Origin of the sequence: Mannheimia haemolytica (assembly GCF_004342115.1) — a bacterium.
In the GTDB taxonomy this organism is placed as follows: Bacteria; Pseudomonadota; Gammaproteobacteria; order Enterobacterales; family Pasteurellaceae; genus Mannheimia; species Mannheimia haemolytica.
In genome coordinates, this window is record NZ_SMAC01000003.1 from 94,633 (window position 1) to 109,989 (window position 15,357).

A 15,357-nucleotide genomic window follows, 5' to 3' on the forward strand; every position below is an offset into this window, starting at 1 on the left:
AAGCGGGTAATTTTCGCCAAAAAAATGTAAAATCTAAAGGAGATAAATAAAACAATGAAAGAACATACTTTCCATTATTCGCCGATTGCTATAGCAGTCATTTTTTCCGTCTCACACTCTCAATTATTTGCTAATGAACATCAAATGACAAACGATCATTCTACAGTTCTCGATGAAGTTATTGTGACAGAGAGCCATTATGCTCACGAACGTCAAAACGAAGTAACTGGCTTGGGGAAAGTAGTGAAAAATTATCACGAAATGAGTAAAAATCAAATTCTTGGTATTCGTGATTTAACTCGCTATGACCCTGGTATTTCGGTGGTGGAACAAGGTCGCGGTGCAAGTAGTGGCTATGCCATTCGAGGTGTAGATAAAAACCGTGTCAGCTTACTTGTTGATGGGCTACCACAAGCGCAGCATTATCATACGCTAGGTTCAGATGCTAATGGTGGTGCAATTAATGAGATTGAGTATGAAAACATTCGTTCAATTGAGTTAAGCAAAGGAGCAAGTTCTGCGGAATATGGCTCTGGTGCGCTAGGTGGTGCTATTGGTTTTCGTACTAAAGATGCGCAGGATATTATTAAAGAGGGGCAGCATTGGGGCTTAGATAGTAAGACCTCTTATGCCAGCAAAAATAGCCATTTTTTACAGTCTATCGCAGCGGCTGGTGAGGCGGGTGGTTTTGAAGCACTTGTTATTGCAACTCACCGACACGGTAAAGAGACCAAAATTCATTCCGAGGCAAATAAATTAAAACATAATATTCGGCGTATAACCGGCTTTGAAAATCGCTACGATCTTTACCCAGATTCCGCACAGAATGCTCCTGGAGGATCTTTTTTTATTGTGGAAGATACTTGCCCAACATTAGATTGTACTCCTCGTGCAAGGCCTAAGTTGAACCGCGATAATTTCCCAGTGAGAACATTTCCGGAATATACGCCTGAAGAGCGCAAACAGCTTGAGCAGATTCCTTATCGCACTGAGCAGCTCTCAGCCCAAGAATATACCGGTAAAGATCGCATTGCACCAAACCCTTTAGATTACAAGAGTAATTCTGTTTTTATGAAGTTTGGCTATCACTTTAACTCGTCTCATTATCTTGGCGCAATCTTAGAAGATACAAAACAACGCTACGATATCCGTGATATGCAAACGCCAGCTTACTATACAAAAGACGATATTAATATCAGGGTAGACAACTTATCACTTAAGAACTCTTCTGTTTATGAAGGGGATAATATTTTAGATGGCTTAGTGTTCAATAAAAGGATCCCTTATGGGTTGCGTTATAGCCATGTGAAGTTTTTTGATGAACATCACCACAAACGTCGTTTAGGATTCACCTATAAATATAAACCAGAGAATAATCGCTGGTTGGATAGCATTAAACTCAGTGCGGATAAACAAGATATTGAACTATATAGCCGGCTACATCGCTTGCATTGTAGCGATTATCCTGTGGTAGATAAAAATTGCCGTCCGACTTTGGATAAATCTTGGTCGATGTATCGAACTGAGCGTAATAATTACCAAGAAAAGCATCGTGTCATTCATTTAGAATTTGATAAAGCGCTAAATGCTGGTCAAGGCGTATTTAAGCAAACCCACAAACTGAATTTAGGGTTGGGCTTTGATCGATTTAATTCGCTTATGGATCATGGGGATATAACTGCCCAATATACCAAAGGCGGTTATACCAGCTACCGCGGTAGAGGGCGTTTAGATGACCCATATATTTATCGTCGCAATCCACGCAGTATTGAAACGGTATCTTTGTGTAATAATACACACGGCGACATCATAAACTGTGAACCGCGTAAAATTAAAGGCGGTAGCCATTTTGTTAGCTTCCGCGATCTGATAACGAGCGAGTATGTGGATTTGGGATTAGGGGTGCGTTTTGATCAACATCGATTTAAATCGGATGACCCGTGGACACTTAGCCGAACTTATCGAAATTGGTCTTGGAATGGCGGGATTACGCTTAAACCGACTGAGTTTATGTCGCTTTCTTACCGCATTTCAAACGGTTTTAGAGTGCCTGCATTCTATGAACTTTATGGTAAACGTGATCATATTGGGCTTAAAGATAACGAATATGTGCAACGCGAGCAACGTAGCCACCAGTTAGAGCCAGAAAAATCGACTAATCATGAGATTGGAGTTAGCTTTAAAGGTCAATTTGGTTACCTTGATGTGAGCTATTTCCGTAATAACTATAAAAATATGATTGCGACAGCATGTAAAAGAATAATACAAAAATCACACTGTTTCTCTAACTACCATAATATTCAAGATGTAGCACTAAACGGGATAAATTTAGTCGCTAAATTTGACTTACACGGTATTTTATCTATGCTGCCAGATGGTTTTTATTCATCAGTTGCTTATAACCGTGTAAAAGTAAAAGAGCGGAAATTAAACGACTCAAGACTCGATAGCGTAAACGATCCTATTCTAGATGCGATTCAGCCAGCACGCTATGTGCTTGGATTCGGCTACGATCACCCAGAAGAAAAATGGGGAATTGGCATTACTACCACCTATTCTAAAGCCAAAAACGCCGATGAGGTGGTAGGCACACGTCATCACGGCATATATCGCGTTGATTTAGGTGGCAAACTTACCGGTTCTTGGTACACTCACGATATCACCGGTTACATCAATTATAAAAACTATACATTACGAGGTGGCATTTATAATGTGACTAACCGTAAATATTCTACTTGGGAATCAGTGCGTCAATCCGGTGTGAATGCGGTAAACCAAGACCGAGGTAGCAATTACAGTCGATTTGCCGCACCAGGGCGAAATTTCAGTTTAGCATTTGAAATGAAGTTTTAGACGGCAAAATAAAATAGAAAAACGCTGAATAGTATATTCAGCGTTTTTTGTTGGCTCTAACTAATTACATACGAATTAAAATCGTGTTTTAACGGTCGGTTAGACTAACCCATACCGTATTTTTTTAATTTTTTGCGTAATGTGCCACGGTTAATGCCTAGCATTGTGGCAGCACGGGTTTGGTTGCCGCGAGTATATTGCATCACCATATCTAACATTGGGTGTTCGATTTCAGATAATACTAATTCGTATAATTCTGTTGGATCTTCACCATTTAATTGAGATAAATAGTTTTTTAATGCTGCTTTCACATTATCGCGAAGTGGTTTATTAACCTGCTGCGCTTGTGCATTTAACATTGTTACTGTTAATGGGTTTTGTGTAGGTTGTTGCTCTAACATTTTTTTATCCAACTTTTCTTAATTGAGATTCTAAATGAATCGATTTAACAAAATCTTCTAATGCATAAAGTTGCTCTTTTGTGGAACTTAGTGTATTAAAAGTGCGTTTAAAATTTGATTCCGGATTTAATTTTTCGGTATACCAACCAACATGTTTTCGTGCAATACGATAACCTTTTTCTTCACCATAAAATTGGTGCAAATCCTCAATATGTTTAAACATTAATTGGTATTTTTTATCAATTGATAATGGTGAAGATAATCCAGTTTCAAAAAAATCATTAATTTCCTTAAATATCCAAGGATTTCCAAAGCTAGCGCGCCCAATCATGATTGCATCGGCTTTGGTATAGTCGAGAACAAACTTTGCTTTTTCCGCAGAGTCAATGTCTCCGTTTGCTATCACTGGGATAGAAATTGCTTCTTTTACTGCCTTAATACTTTCATATTCAGCTTCGCCATTAAATAAACAGCTTCGAGTACGCCCGTGAATAGTGAGAGCTTTTATGCCGGCTTGTTCTGCAATTTTCGCAATTTGCAGACAATTTCTATTTTCCTGATCCCAACCTGTTCTAATTTTTAGTGTCACAGGGACATCAACGGCATTGACTACAGAATCTAATATTTGAGCGACTAATTTGGGGTTACGTAAAAGAGCAGAGCCTGCCATATTTTTATTCACCTTTTTTGCCGGGCAACCCATATTAATATCAATAATATCGGCACCATACTCAACATTTATCTTTGCAGCCTTTGCCATTTCAACAGGATCAGAACCTGCAATTTGTACGGCATTTAAGCCTATTTCATCGTGGTGTGCTAACCGCAACCGTGATTTCTCAGTATGCCATACATCAGGATTGGTAGACATCATCTCTGAAAATGTTAAACCTGCTCCAAGTTGGCTACATAAGCGGCGAAAAGGCTGATCTGTGATTCCAGCCATAGGTGCAAGGAAAATACGATTTTTGATTGCATATTGTCCTATTTGCATTTTTAACCTTTTATTAACAAATTTGAAGTAATTTTAACCAGAGGGATATCCAAATAAAAAGTACGGTAAATACCGTACTTTCTTATAATAGCTTATGGATCAGTTTAGTACTGATTTGAGGGCTGGTATGATACGCATTTTTTAGGTATTTTGGAAGTCTATAAATTCGACAATTTATAAAAAAATTGAAAATTTTTATATTGACATTCTAAAAATGAAAGAATTAAGTATGCTTTACTCGAATTAGCTCAGCTTTTGTCTTTACCCAATTAATTTCTGCTATGGTTGAAGTTGGAAATTGTACATTGCTTTGGTTATTCGTTAAAATTTGGACGAGATCGAACACAAGTGGGAGATGTGAAATCAGAAGAATATTTTTTGCGCCTTCCTCTCTTAAAAAATGTAGATAGCTTTCTACTGTATGCGGGTTTCCGTCAGGCGTAACCTCGTCCCAACTTTCAATGAGGTTGGTAAAATGTTGGGGAAAATTGACCGCTTGCATACCAATAAGCACATTTTCAAGCGTTTGTTGCGCCCTAAGGTATGGGCTGACGAGAATTTTATCTAATTGAATTTGTTGGTTGGCTAAATGTTCTCCTAACCATTTTCCCTGTGAAATGGTGTTTTTTATACCATTGTCGGTTAAACAGCGAGCAGCATCACTCGAAGCATTAAAGCCTGCTTCCCCATGGCGCATAATCCAAATATTCATAACATTCTCCTTTAGTTGTATTTAAACTCTCTTGATTTAGGCGTATAATGACCCTCGTTTAACGCATAATCAAGATGCTTAGAAAGATTTTAACTTAATTTTTAAATTTATTGATGGAGTCAAATAATGTCTAGAAAACTCAGAAGAACGAAGATCGTTTGTACAATGGGACCTGCAACAGATCGTGGCAATACGTTGGAAAAAATCATTGCTGCCGGTGCAAATATGGTTCGTATGAATTTCTCTCACGGTATTCCTGAAGATCACATCGAACGTGCGAATAAAGTGCGTGAAATTGCTGCAAGATTAGGTCGCCACGTTGCGATTTTAGGCGATTTGCAAGGTCCTAAAATTCGTGTTTCGACATTTAAAGACGGTAAAATTTTCTTAAATATTGGTGATAAATTCACCTTAGACGCAGATTTACCGCGTGGAGAAGGCCATCAAGAAGCTGTAGGTTTAGATTACAAAAACTTACCAAATGATGTAGTACCTGGTGATATTCTATTGTTAGATGACGGTAATGTTCAACTGAAAGTGTTGGAAGTGGAAGGCGTTAAAGTTCATACTGAAGTGACAGTTGGTGGCCTGTTATCAAACAATAAAGGGATTAACAAATTAGGTGGTGGTTTATCAGCTCCTGCATTAACCGACAAAGATAAAGAAGACATTAAATTAGCGGCGAAAATCGGTGTGGATTACCTAGCGGTTTCATTCCCTCAATCAAGTGCAGATTTACATTATGCACGTGAATTAGCAAAAGAAGCAGGCTTAGAAGCGAAAATTGTAGCGAAGGTTGAACGTGCCGAAACTGTTGCGACTGAAGAAGCAATGGACGACATCATTTTAGGTGCGGACGTTGTGATGGTTGCTCGTGGTGACTTAGGGGTTGAAATTGGTGATGCGGCTTTAGTGGGTGTGCAAAAACGTTTAATCCGCCGTGCTCGTAAGCTAAATCGTGTGGTAATTACCGCAACCCAAATGATGGAATCGATGATTAAAAAACCAATGCCGACCCGTGCTGAAGTGATGGATGTTGCAAATGCTGTGTTAGATGGTACTGATGCGGTAATGCTTTCCGGCGAAACTGCAAACGGTGACTACCCTGTTGAAACGGTAAAATCAATGGCAGAAGTGTGCTTAGGTGCTGAAACAATGCCAAGCATTAACATTTCTCGCCACCGTATGGAAGGTACGTTTAAATCTATCGAAGAAGCTGTGGCAATGTCTGCAATGTACACCGCAAACCATTTAGAAGGTGTATCGGCAATTATTTCATTAACTCATTCAGGCGAAACGGCTAAATTAACCAGCCGTATCAGCTCAGGTTTACCGATTTATGCGATGTCTCGTAACCAAAAAGCATTAAACCTTTGTGCGTTATATCGTGGTGTAACACCGGTATATTACAATGAAGACAGCCGCACAATGGAAGGGGCGAAAAAAGCCATTGCTCAATTAAAAGAACAAGGCTATTTATTAACCGGCGAATTAGTGCTTTTAACTCACGGAGATGAATTAAAAGCTGGCGGTACAAATACTTGTCGTATCTTAAGAGTTGAATAATCTAAACGATTAACGCAAAAGCCACATAAAACACTTTATGTGGCTTTTTTTCTGTCTTAATATAGCTTAATGTAATCTGAACTATTGATATTATTATGCACAATAAACTTCTTTCTATCTGTATTCTCCGCCTTTCTGCCATTGGCGACGTTTGCCATACCTTAGCGGTTATTCAAGCTATTCAACGAAAATATCCTAGTGCTGAAATTACTTGGATTATCGGCAAAACGGAAGCGTATTTAATGAAAGATATTCCGAATGTTCACTTAATTCCTTATGATAAAAAAATAGGGTGGAAAGGTATCTTTACACTTTGGCAAAAACTTTCTCACAAGCGGTTTGATTTTTTATTAAATTTACAAACGGCATTCCGAGCTTCAATTCTATCGCTTGGGATTAAAGCAAAGAAAAAAATCGGCTTTAATCAAGACAGAGCAAGGGAAATGCAATGGTTGTTTACCAACCAGAAAGTAGAAATGACAGACTCTCCTCACGTGCTTGACGGGCAAATGATGTTTGCCAAAGCCATTGGGGTAATGGATTTATCGGCACAATGGAATTTACCTGTGAGTGATGAAGATTTAGCTTATGGCAAACAATTTATTGATTTTACAAGGAAAAATATACTCATTGCTCCTTGTTCAAGCAAGAAAGAGAAAGATTGGTTGCCGGAACGCTATGCAGAAATTGCTAACTGGCTAAGTAAGCAAAATATCAATGTATTAATTGCAGGTTCTCCATCGCAATATGAAATGGAAACCGCAGCCAAAATTCAACAACTTGCCCCGAATTGTACGAGTATTGCCGGTAAAACCACGCTAAAACAGCTTGCAGGTGTTATTCGTCAGGTTGATTTGGTGATCTCTTCAGATTCAGGTCCTGCCCATATCGCCACTACGCAAAATACGCCGGTGATTGGGTTGTATGCGATTCATAATCCAAGACGGACAGGCCCTTACAATGACTTAGACAAAGTGGTTTCGGTATATGATGAAGCGATTTTGCAATCTTATGGTAAACCTTGGCAGCAATTAGCTTGGGCAACTAAAGCTAAAGGCAAAAATTGGATGGAAAAAATCACGGTGGAGAGTGTGAAACAAAAAGTAGTTGAAACTTTAAAAATTACGTTGTAAAGTTTGTGTATTAAAAGATTTACACAAAAGGAAATTAAAATGAACACAGTGTTTAATCAAGATAGCGTGCATAACGTAAATATCCAAGATGAAAAGGTATTACTGACCCCACAAGAGTTAAAACAAGAATTTCCGTTGCCGGAACATTTACGCAATCAAATTGAACATTCACGCAAAACGATTTCCGATATTATTCACAGACGAGATAAACGCCAACTGATTGTGATTGGACCTTGTTCGATTCACGACCCAGTTGCTGCCCTTGAATATGGTAAAAAATTAAAAGCTCTTTCGGAGCAAGTGAGTGATAAGTTGTATATTGTGATGCGGGTTTATTTTGAAAAGCCCCGCACTACTGTAGGTTGGAAAGGGCTGATTAACGATCCGAAAATGGACGGCTCTTTTGATGTCGAAACCGGCTTACGTATCGCACGAAAACTCTGTTTGGATTTAGCCGAACTTGGCTTGCCGTTAGCGACCGAAGCCTTAGATCCGATGACACCACAATATTTAGCGGATTTGTTCAGCTGGTCGGCAATTGGAGCAAGAACAACTGAGTCTCAAACTCACCGTGAATTAGCCTCAGGTTTGTCAATGGCGGTAGGCTTTAAAAATGGTACAGATGGTGATTTAGCCGTTGCACTTAATGCGATGCAATCTTCCGCTCAAAGCCATAGCTTTATCGGCATTAACCAACAGGGGCAAGTTACTTTACTCAAAACAAAAGGTAATGCAGACGGACATATTATTTTACGTGGCGGTAAAACCCCAAATTATGAAAAGCAATATGTTGATGATTGTGAATGGGTGCTAAAACAAGCAAACTTACCTACAGCGATTATGATTGATTGCAGCCACGGCAATTCCAATAAAGATTACCGCCGCCAACCGCTGATGGCAGAAAATGTATTAGAGCAGCTACTTGCTGGCAATACTTCGATTATCGGTTTAATGATTGAAAGCAATTTACACGCAGGTAATCAATCATCAGAATTGCCGTTCGAGCAGATGAAATACGGTGTTTCTATTACGGATGCTTGTATTGACTGGCAAACTACAGAAGAGCTTTTAACTCACTTTGCTGAAAAGTTGCGTTAAAGATAATTTGCAAAAAATTGCATAAAAACGACCGCTTGTAAATTGGTAACAAATATGAACCCATTAGCCCCATTACGAGAACAAATTGATCAAGTTGATCAACAACTTATCGCCTTACTTTCTGAACGCTTAGCTCTTGTGGCAGAAGTTGGGAAAGTCAAATCAGAACACGGCATTCCTGTTTATGCTCCGGAGCGAGAAACCGCAATGATTTCCGCCCGCCGCTCTGAAGCGGAAAAACAAGGTATTCCGGCGGATCTCATTGAAGATGTGCTACGCCGTATAATGCGTGAATCTTATGCCAATGAAAACAAACACGGCTTCAAAAGAGTTAATTCGGACATTCAAAAAATCGTGATTGTTGGTGGTAAAGGGAAATTAGGTGGGCTGTTTGGCAATTATTTAACCCTATCCGGCTATAATGTTGAGGCATTAGGACGTGATGATTGGGACAATGCCGAGCAGATTTTAGCCAATGCAGATGTGGTTATTGTGTGTGTGCCGATTGCCAACACCCTAGCAACCATCGAGCGTTTACAATCTTATTTAACCGAAAATATGATTTTGGCGGATTTAACCTCCGTCAAACATCAGCCGTTGCAAAAAATGCTGGAAGTGCATAATGGAGCGGTAGTCGGTTTACACCCGATGTTCGGACCGGATATTGCAAGTCAGGCAAAGCAAGTGGTCGCTTGCTGCCACGGGCGTTTCCCTGAACGTTATCAATGGTTGCTTGAGCAAATCAAAATTTGGGGGGCAAAAATTGAAGAGATTGAGGCAGCAGCACACGATAATGCAATGACCTACATTCAAGCCCTACGCCACTTTTCCACTTTTGCATTCGGGCTACATCTTTCTCGCCAGCCGGTGCAACTCTCTCAATTATTGGCACTATCTTCGCCGATTTACCGCTTAGAGTTGGCAATGATTGGGCGTTTATTTGCCCAAGACGGCAGCTTATATGCCGATATTATTGCCGATAAACCGGAAAATTTAGCCACCATCGAAACCTTAAAAGAGAGTTTTGAACAAGGGCTAGATTTCTTTAAACGCAACGACAAAGCCGGTTTTATCAAGGCTTTTGAGGAAGTGCATCACTGGTTTGGCGATTATTCCGAGCAGTTCTTGAAAGAGAGTAGAGTATTGCTCCAACAGGCTCACGATTCAAGAAAGTAAAGGTAGGTTGAGGTTTTGCTCTGATAGCACTAGCGTCCACGCTAGTGCTATTTAATATTCTACAAGCGGTTAATAAAGAGCTGTTTTTTGCAAATTTTTATGCAAAATTATCCGCTTGTTTTGGCACGAGCGTGGACGCTCGCGCCATCGGAAGAAACATTTTTGTAAAATTGCCCCCAAATCTGACCGCTTACTGTGGCTGAATTTCTCCATTTTTTACCGTAAACAAACAATCATCGCTTCTGTCTTGCCATTGCATTTGATTGAGCTGATCTTGAGTAATGGCGGTAACGAATACTTGTGAGCCACTTTCTCTTAAACGATGTGCTAAAAGCTCACGTTTGGTTGGGTCGAGTTCGGAGGCAAAATCGTCAATTAAAAATAGGCATTGGCGTTGTTTTTGGGCGACCAAATGTTCGCCTTGAGCCAGTCTTAACGCACACATCAATAGCTTTAATTGCCCACGGGAAAGCACATCTTCCACCGGTAAGCCGTTCGCTTTAAAACGGAAATCGGCTTTTTGAGCTCCAATCATCGTATAGCCAAGAGCTTTATCCCGCTCAAAACCTTGTGCCAGAATCTCGGCATAATCCGCCCCTTTTTCCCAGCCTTGATGAAAGCTCAAGCCGATTTCGATTTCCGGCAGGAAAAATTGGCAGGTTTTCTCAATTTCGGGGCGTAACGCTTCGGCGTATTCGGCTCGCATTTCGCTCACGGCATAAGTGGTTTTCACCAATTCGATATCCCACGCTTTGAGTTCTTGATAAGAGCGGACTTGTTGCAAAGCCGAATTACGTTGCTTTAATAAACGGCGAAGATTGTTCCAATGAGCGTAGAAATCAGGGTGCTGGTGAAATAAGCCCCAGTCCAAAAAAGCACGGCGAAAGCTCGGACCACCGTTAAGTAAGGTTAAGCCTTCGGGGGTGATCACTTGCATCGGCAATAAATGGGCTAAATCGGCAATTTTGTTGCCGTCTTCACCGTTGATTTTAAGTGTCGTCTCGCCACTGCGAAATTTCTGAATGCCGACCGACCAACTGTGCTTTGCCTCGTCAATTTTACCGTGTAGTACGAAATCGTCTTTATCGTAATGGATAATGCGGTTGCTGATATGGCTTTTGAATGAACGCCCGTGTCCAAGATAGAAAATTGATTCCAACAAACTGGTTTTGCCACTTCCGTTCGCCCCGACTAAAAAATTAAAATGCGGGCTAAATGCTAAATCGGTATGTTGGATATTTCTAAAATGGTTGATTAATAAACGGGTTAAAGCCATAGTTAAAGTGCGAGGAATAAAAAGAGTAGCCATTTTAGCAAATTTGCAAAATTTTGGGAAAAATTAACCGCTTGCGGATTAGAAAGTGGTTCAGTAGAATAAGCCGTTTATTTTTTATTGAAAATTAAGAGGAAAAATTATGTTTGGAAAAGGTGGCTTAGGCGGCTTAATGAAACAGGCTCAGCAAATGCAAGAGCGTATGCAAAAAATGCAAGAAGAGATCGCCCAATTAGAAGTAACAGGCGAGTCTGGTGCGGGTTTGGTAAAAGTCACTATTAACGGGGCTCACAATTGCCGCCGAATTGAAATTGATCCATCATTAATGGAAGATGATAAAGAGATGGTGGAAGATTTAGTTGCCGCTGCCTTTAACGATGCGGTTCGCCGTGCAGAAGAAATGCAAAAAGAGAAAATGGCAAGTGTGACTGCCGGTATGCAACTGCCGCCGGGTATGAAATTCCCATTCTAATTTAAGTATGCAAACCAGTCCTTTACTTGAAAATTTGATGGAAGCCTTGCGTGCATTGCCCGGTGTCGGACCGAAATCGGCACAGCGAATGGCTTACCATCTGTTGCAACGTAATCGTTCCGGCGGTGTGGCGTTGTCAAAAGCCTTAAATGAGGCAATGAGCCATATCGGACATTGCAAATCGTGCCGTACTTTTACCGAAGAGGAAGAGTGTACGATTTGTAAAAATCCTCGCCGTCAGATGAGCGGGCAACTTTGTGTGGTAGAAATGCCGGAAGACATTCAAGCGATTGAGCAAACCGGGCAATTTTCAGGGCGTTATTTTGTGCTGATGGGGCATTTGTCGCCGATTGATGGTATAGGCCCTCGTGAAATCGGCTTAGATTTATTGCAACAACGCTTGGAACAGGAATCTTTCCACGAAGTGATTTTGGCGACTAATCCGACCATTGAAGGTGATGCTACCGCAAATTACATTGCTGAAATGTGCAGAATGTATAACGTGAAAGCTACTCGTATTGCTCACGGTGTGCCGGTCGGTGGTTCATTAGAAATGGTTGATGGCACAACGCTTTCTCACTCTTTTGCAGGACGGCGTGATATTGATATTTAAAGCTATTTCTGTGCTAACTTAATTCTGATATAATTACTCAACTATTTTAAATTATTATTTTGAGGCTAAAAATGGAAACTATTGACAAAATCAAACAACAAATCAGCGAAAACCCGATTCTACTTTATATGAAAGGTTCACCGAAATTCCCATCTTGTGGTTTCTCCGCTCGTGCGGTGGAAGCGGTAATTAACTGCCAAGTGCCTTTCGGTTATGTGGATATTTTAACCAATCCGGATATTCGTGCGGAATTGCCAAAATTTGCAAACTGGCCGACTTTCCCACAATTATGGGTAGAAGGTGAATTAGTTGGCGGTTGTGACATCGTATTAGAAATGCTCCAAAAAGGCGAACTTCAAACCTTATTAAAAGAAACCGCAGCAAAACACGCAGCATAATTTCAAACCAGTATGTTAAGGCTCTTATGTTTAAGAGCCTTAATTTTTTCTTGCGATTTAGGCTTAAACTTCTTACCTCAAGAGCTATTTTGTTTTAGAATGTCAAAATTATTTCGTAACATAAAAATAAAAGGACACAACATGGCATTAAAAGAGTTAGATTGGGCAAATTTAGGCTTTTCTTATATCAAAACCGATTACCGTTTCATTGCACATTGGAAAGACGGAAAATGGAATGAAGGCGAATTAACTCAAGACAATACACTGCATATTCACGAAGGCTCAACTGCCCTGCACTATGGGCAACAATGTTTTGAGGGGTTAAAAGCCTATCGCTGTAAAGATGGCTCAATTAACTTATTCCGCCCGGATCAAAATGCCGAGCGTATGCAACGCACCGCAGATCGTTTATTAATGCCACGTGTGCCAACCGAGCTGTTTATTCGTGCCTGTAAAAAAGTGGTAAAAGCCAATCAAGATTGGTTAGGGCCTTACGGTTCGGGGGCAACCCTTTATTTACGTCCGTTTTTAATCGGCGTGGGCGAAAATATTGGGGTGAAAGCTGCACCTGAATTTATTTTTTCCGTATTCTGCTGTCCGGTGGGGGCATATTTCAAAGGTGGCTTAGCACCCTCAAACTTCATTACAACCGACTATGACCGTGCAGCCCCAATGGGAACAGGTGGTGTGAAAGTAGGCGGTAACTACGCTGCGAGTTTATTACCGCACGAATTGGCGGTTGAGCAAAGTTCAACTACCCGTAAATTTGCCGATGCGATTTATTTAGATCCGAAAACCCATACCAAAATTGAAGAAGTGGGGGCGGCGAACTTCTTTGGGATTACCAAAGACAACAAATTCATCACCCCGATTTCAGAGTCGATTTTGCCAAGTATTACCAAATACTCATTGCTACACCTTGCTCAAGAGCGTTTAGGTATGGAAGCGATTGAGGGAGATGTGTATATCGACCAGTTAGACCAATTTGCCGAAGCCGGTGCTTGTGGTACGGCTGCGGTGATTACGCCGGTTGGTGGTATTCAACATAAAGACAAATTCCACGTCTTCTATTCAGAAACCGAAGTGGGGCCTGTCACCCGCCGTTTATACGCAGAATTAACCGGTATTCAATTTGGCGATGTTGAAGCACCGCAAGGCTGGATTGTAAAAGTAGAGTAATTTTACACAAGTAACAAGCGGTCGAATTGGCAAAACTTTTTGCAAATTCAACCGCTTGTCTTTATTTAGAGAATATGAAAAAGTTAATTTTTTTAGGTTTATCAGCACTTGCATTAGCTGGTTGTTCCTCAACAATTTCTAATCCTAATCAACTGATTGGGCAATGGCAATGCACTATTGAGTACGATGATTTTAATATTCGTACGGTGGATAATTTACGATTTTCCACAAATGGGACTATGACCAATCAAGGTGGTATATATTACCCTATTCAAAAGTCGATTTTTGAGTATTCATTACAACAGAATGGGCGCTGGAGTGTGAAAAACGGGGCTATTGTTTATCGTATCGTCTCAGAATCTGTACAGCGTAGCCATCGTTCACAAATATGGTCTGAATTACAACGTGATGCGGAGCTACAACAATTTGAAGAGAATTTATTTAGCTCACTTTCTGATAGTGATAATAATAAAACAGTGGAACTAATCATCACTGATTTTGATGAAAAAGAAATGGATATCAAGCAAGAAATAAAAGGGCATAAAGCTTATAAAGGGCAATGTATAAAACAGTAGAGGTAAAAATGATTCAACGTTTTGAAGTAGGTAGCCGTTTTTCGGAAATGGCAATACATAACGGTGTGGCTTACTTGGCAGGGCAAGTGCCGTTAGATGACACCGCCGATGCTTACACCCAAACCCAGCAAGTGCTTGCAGAAATTGATAAATGGCTGGCAAAAGCCAACAGCGATAAAAGTAAAATTCTAATGGCTACGGTTTATTTAAAAGAGATGGCAGATTATGCGGAAATGAACCGTGCGTGGGACGAATGGGTTGCCCCAAATAACGCTCCACCAAGAGCGGCAGTGGAGGCTAAATTAGCCAATCCAAATTGGAAAGTCGAAATTGTGGTTACCGCTGCGGTATAAATGAAAAGCAGAAAGACGATCTCTGTTTTTCATTATGATTCGTACATTTTTTCGATTTGTTGCTTATAGCGTTCTAGAATGACCTTTCGTCTTAATTTTAATGTAGGCGTAATTTCTTCCATTTTGGTGCTAAATGCTTGCGAAAGTAGTGTAAACTTTTTGATCTGTTCAAAACTTGCAAGGTCTTTTTGTAATTCGTTAATGCGTTGTTCAAACATTCTGACAACCTCATAATGTTTAATGAGTTCTAATCTGTCTTGATAGCGAATATTGAGCTTTTTTGCATACTCTTCGAGGCTATCAAAGCAAGGAACTATCAACGCAGAAACATATTTTTTGGCATCAGCAATCACCGCAATTTGCTCAATAAACTTATCTTTACCTATTTTTCCTTCAATGTATTGTGGGGCAATATATTTACCGTTTGAAGTTTTCATTAATTCTTTAATACGATCGGTAATATAAAGTGTAGAAGATCAAACCTAATCTGACAGTCCCCCGTTTTAAATTACCGTGTCTGTCAGATTAATTTGAGCTTAAATTCTTTTCCACCCAAATCCG

The 15,357-nt window shown here is 40.2% G+C and carries 15 protein-coding genes and 1 pseudogene; 11 read left to right on the forward strand and 5 right to left on the reverse strand.

The window, feature by feature from the left end:
- Positions 1-54: 54 nt before the first annotated feature.
- Positions 55-2,853 carry a lactoferrin/transferrin family TonB-dependent receptor gene (locus tag EDC41_RS01825; RefSeq protein ID WP_020824183.1) on the forward strand — a complete coding sequence of 933 codons (2,799 nt, stop codon included), beginning with the start codon at positions 55-57 and terminating at the stop codon, positions 2,851-2,853.
- 104 nt (positions 2,854-2,957) lie between these two features.
- Here the strand turns inward: EDC41_RS01825 and fis are convergent, their stop codons facing one another.
- The 3 genes from fis to sixA form a co-directional block, all read right to left on the reverse strand.
- Positions 2,958-3,254 (reverse strand): DNA-binding transcriptional regulator Fis, encoded by a 297-nt coding sequence (gene fis / locus EDC41_RS01830; protein ID WP_006247967.1) that lies wholly within the window; start codon positions 3,252-3,254, stop codon positions 2,958-2,960.
- 4 nt (positions 3,255-3,258) lie between these two features.
- Positions 3,259-4,248 carry a tRNA dihydrouridine synthase DusB gene (gene dusB, locus EDC41_RS01835; RefSeq protein ID WP_006247966.1) on the reverse strand — a complete coding sequence of 330 codons (990 nt, stop codon included), beginning with the start codon at positions 4,246-4,248 and terminating at the stop codon, positions 3,259-3,261.
- A gap of 223 nt (positions 4,249-4,471) precedes the next feature.
- Positions 4,472-4,960: a phosphohistidine phosphatase SixA gene (gene sixA / locus EDC41_RS01840; RefSeq protein WP_006247965.1), complete on the reverse strand. Its 489-nt coding sequence runs from the start codon at positions 4,958-4,960 to the stop codon at positions 4,472-4,474.
- Positions 4,961-5,086: 126 nt separating this feature from the next.
- On the opposite strand from sixA, the gene pyk reads away from it, so the two are divergent.
- From pyk to tyrA, 4 genes are all read left to right on the forward strand, one after another.
- Positions 5,087-6,526: a pyruvate kinase gene (pyk, locus tag EDC41_RS01845; protein WP_041447973.1), complete on the forward strand. Its 1,440-nt coding sequence runs from the start codon at positions 5,087-5,089 to the stop codon at positions 6,524-6,526.
- Positions 6,527-6,621: 95 nt separating this feature from the next.
- Positions 6,622-7,659 carry a glycosyltransferase family 9 protein gene (locus EDC41_RS01850; RefSeq protein ID WP_006252194.1) on the forward strand — a complete coding sequence of 346 codons (1,038 nt, stop codon included), beginning with the start codon at positions 6,622-6,624 and terminating at the stop codon, positions 7,657-7,659.
- 39 nt (positions 7,660-7,698) lie between these two features.
- A complete protein-coding gene (locus tag EDC41_RS01855; protein ID WP_115262475.1) occupies positions 7,699-8,757 on the forward strand; it encodes a 3-deoxy-7-phosphoheptulonate synthase in 1,059 nt (352 codons plus the stop codon).
- Between the two features lie 54 nt (positions 8,758-8,811).
- Positions 8,812-9,933: a bifunctional chorismate mutase/prephenate dehydrogenase gene (gene tyrA / locus EDC41_RS01860; RefSeq protein WP_006247961.1), complete on the forward strand. Its 1,122-nt coding sequence runs from the start codon at positions 8,812-8,814 to the stop codon at positions 9,931-9,933.
- Between the two features lie 190 nt (positions 9,934-10,123).
- Here the strand turns inward: tyrA and recF are convergent, their stop codons facing one another.
- Positions 10,124-11,209 carry a DNA replication/repair protein RecF gene (gene recF / locus EDC41_RS01865; protein WP_006247959.1) on the reverse strand — a complete coding sequence of 362 codons (1,086 nt, stop codon included), beginning with the start codon at positions 11,207-11,209 and terminating at the stop codon, positions 10,124-10,126.
- Between the two features lie 139 nt (positions 11,210-11,348).
- Between recF and EDC41_RS01870 the strand changes: the two genes are divergently transcribed.
- The 6 genes from EDC41_RS01870 (at position 11,349) to EDC41_RS01895 (ending at position 14,796) form a co-directional block, all read left to right on the forward strand.
- Positions 11,349-11,678 (forward strand): YbaB/EbfC family nucleoid-associated protein, encoded by a 330-nt coding sequence (locus tag EDC41_RS01870; protein ID WP_005600053.1) that lies wholly within the window; start codon positions 11,349-11,351, stop codon positions 11,676-11,678.
- A 7-nt stretch (positions 11,679-11,685) separates the two neighbouring features.
- Positions 11,686-12,291: a recombination mediator RecR gene (gene recR, locus EDC41_RS01875; RefSeq protein ID WP_006252197.1), complete on the forward strand. Its 606-nt coding sequence runs from the start codon at positions 11,686-11,688 to the stop codon at positions 12,289-12,291.
- A 71-nt stretch (positions 12,292-12,362) separates the two neighbouring features.
- Positions 12,363-12,689, forward strand: a complete 327-nt coding sequence (gene grxD / locus EDC41_RS01880; RefSeq protein WP_006247956.1) for a Grx4 family monothiol glutaredoxin — start codon at positions 12,363-12,365, stop codon at positions 12,687-12,689.
- Between the two features lie 141 nt (positions 12,690-12,830).
- Positions 12,831-13,868: a branched-chain amino acid aminotransferase gene (locus tag EDC41_RS01885; RefSeq protein WP_006247955.1), complete on the forward strand. Its 1,038-nt coding sequence runs from the start codon at positions 12,831-12,833 to the stop codon at positions 13,866-13,868.
- 26 nt (positions 13,869-13,894) lie between these two features.
- Positions 13,895-14,443 (forward strand): membrane lipoprotein lipid attachment site-containing protein, encoded by a 549-nt coding sequence (locus tag EDC41_RS01890; RefSeq protein ID WP_006252198.1) that lies wholly within the window; start codon positions 13,895-13,897, stop codon positions 14,441-14,443.
- An 8-nt stretch (positions 14,444-14,451) separates the two neighbouring features.
- Positions 14,452-14,796, forward strand: coding sequence for a RidA family protein (locus tag EDC41_RS01895; protein WP_006247953.1), 345 nt, complete (start codon positions 14,452-14,454; stop codon positions 14,794-14,796).
- A 32-nt stretch (positions 14,797-14,828) separates the two neighbouring features.
- On the opposite strand, the pseudogene EDC41_RS01900 reads toward EDC41_RS01895, so the two are convergent.
- A pseudogene (locus EDC41_RS01900) lies at positions 14,829-15,263 on the reverse strand (long-chain fatty acid--CoA ligase); the annotation flags it as partial.
- Between the last annotated feature and the right edge of the window lie 94 nt (positions 15,264-15,357).

Excerpts from the sequence above, each read along its gene's own strand:
- EDC41_RS01825 (WP_020824183.1), top strand. The coding sequence starts at position 55 with ATGAAAGAACATACTTTCCATTATTCGCCGATTGCTATAGCAGTCATT.
- fis (WP_006247967.1), bottom strand. The coding sequence starts at position 3,254 with ATGTTAGAGCAACAACCTACACAAAACCCATTAACAGTAACAATGTTA.
- dusB (WP_006247966.1), bottom strand. The coding sequence starts at position 4,248 with ATGCAAATAGGACAATATGCAATCAAAAATCGTATTTTCCTTGCACCT.
- sixA (WP_006247965.1), bottom strand. The coding sequence starts at position 4,960 with ATGAATATTTGGATTATGCGCCATGGGGAAGCAGGCTTTAATGCTTCG.
- pyk (WP_041447973.1), top strand. The coding sequence starts at position 5,087 with ATGTCTAGAAAACTCAGAAGAACGAAGATCGTTTGTACAATGGGACCT.
- EDC41_RS01850 (WP_006252194.1), top strand. The coding sequence starts at position 6,622 with ATGCACAATAAACTTCTTTCTATCTGTATTCTCCGCCTTTCTGCCATT.
- EDC41_RS01855 (WP_115262475.1), top strand. The coding sequence starts at position 7,699 with ATGAACACAGTGTTTAATCAAGATAGCGTGCATAACGTAAATATCCAA.
- tyrA (WP_006247961.1), top strand. The coding sequence starts at position 8,812 with ATGAACCCATTAGCCCCATTACGAGAACAAATTGATCAAGTTGATCAA.
- recF (WP_006247959.1), bottom strand. The coding sequence starts at position 11,209 with ATGGCTTTAACCCGTTTATTAATCAACCATTTTAGAAATATCCAACAT.
- EDC41_RS01870 (WP_005600053.1), top strand. The coding sequence starts at position 11,349 with ATGTTTGGAAAAGGTGGCTTAGGCGGCTTAATGAAACAGGCTCAGCAA.
- recR (WP_006252197.1), top strand. The coding sequence starts at position 11,686 with ATGCAAACCAGTCCTTTACTTGAAAATTTGATGGAAGCCTTGCGTGCA.
- grxD (WP_006247956.1), top strand. The coding sequence starts at position 12,363 with ATGGAAACTATTGACAAAATCAAACAACAAATCAGCGAAAACCCGATT.
- EDC41_RS01885 (WP_006247955.1), top strand. The coding sequence starts at position 12,831 with ATGGCATTAAAAGAGTTAGATTGGGCAAATTTAGGCTTTTCTTATATC.
- EDC41_RS01895 (WP_006247953.1), top strand. The coding sequence starts at position 14,452 with ATGATTCAACGTTTTGAAGTAGGTAGCCGTTTTTCGGAAATGGCAATA.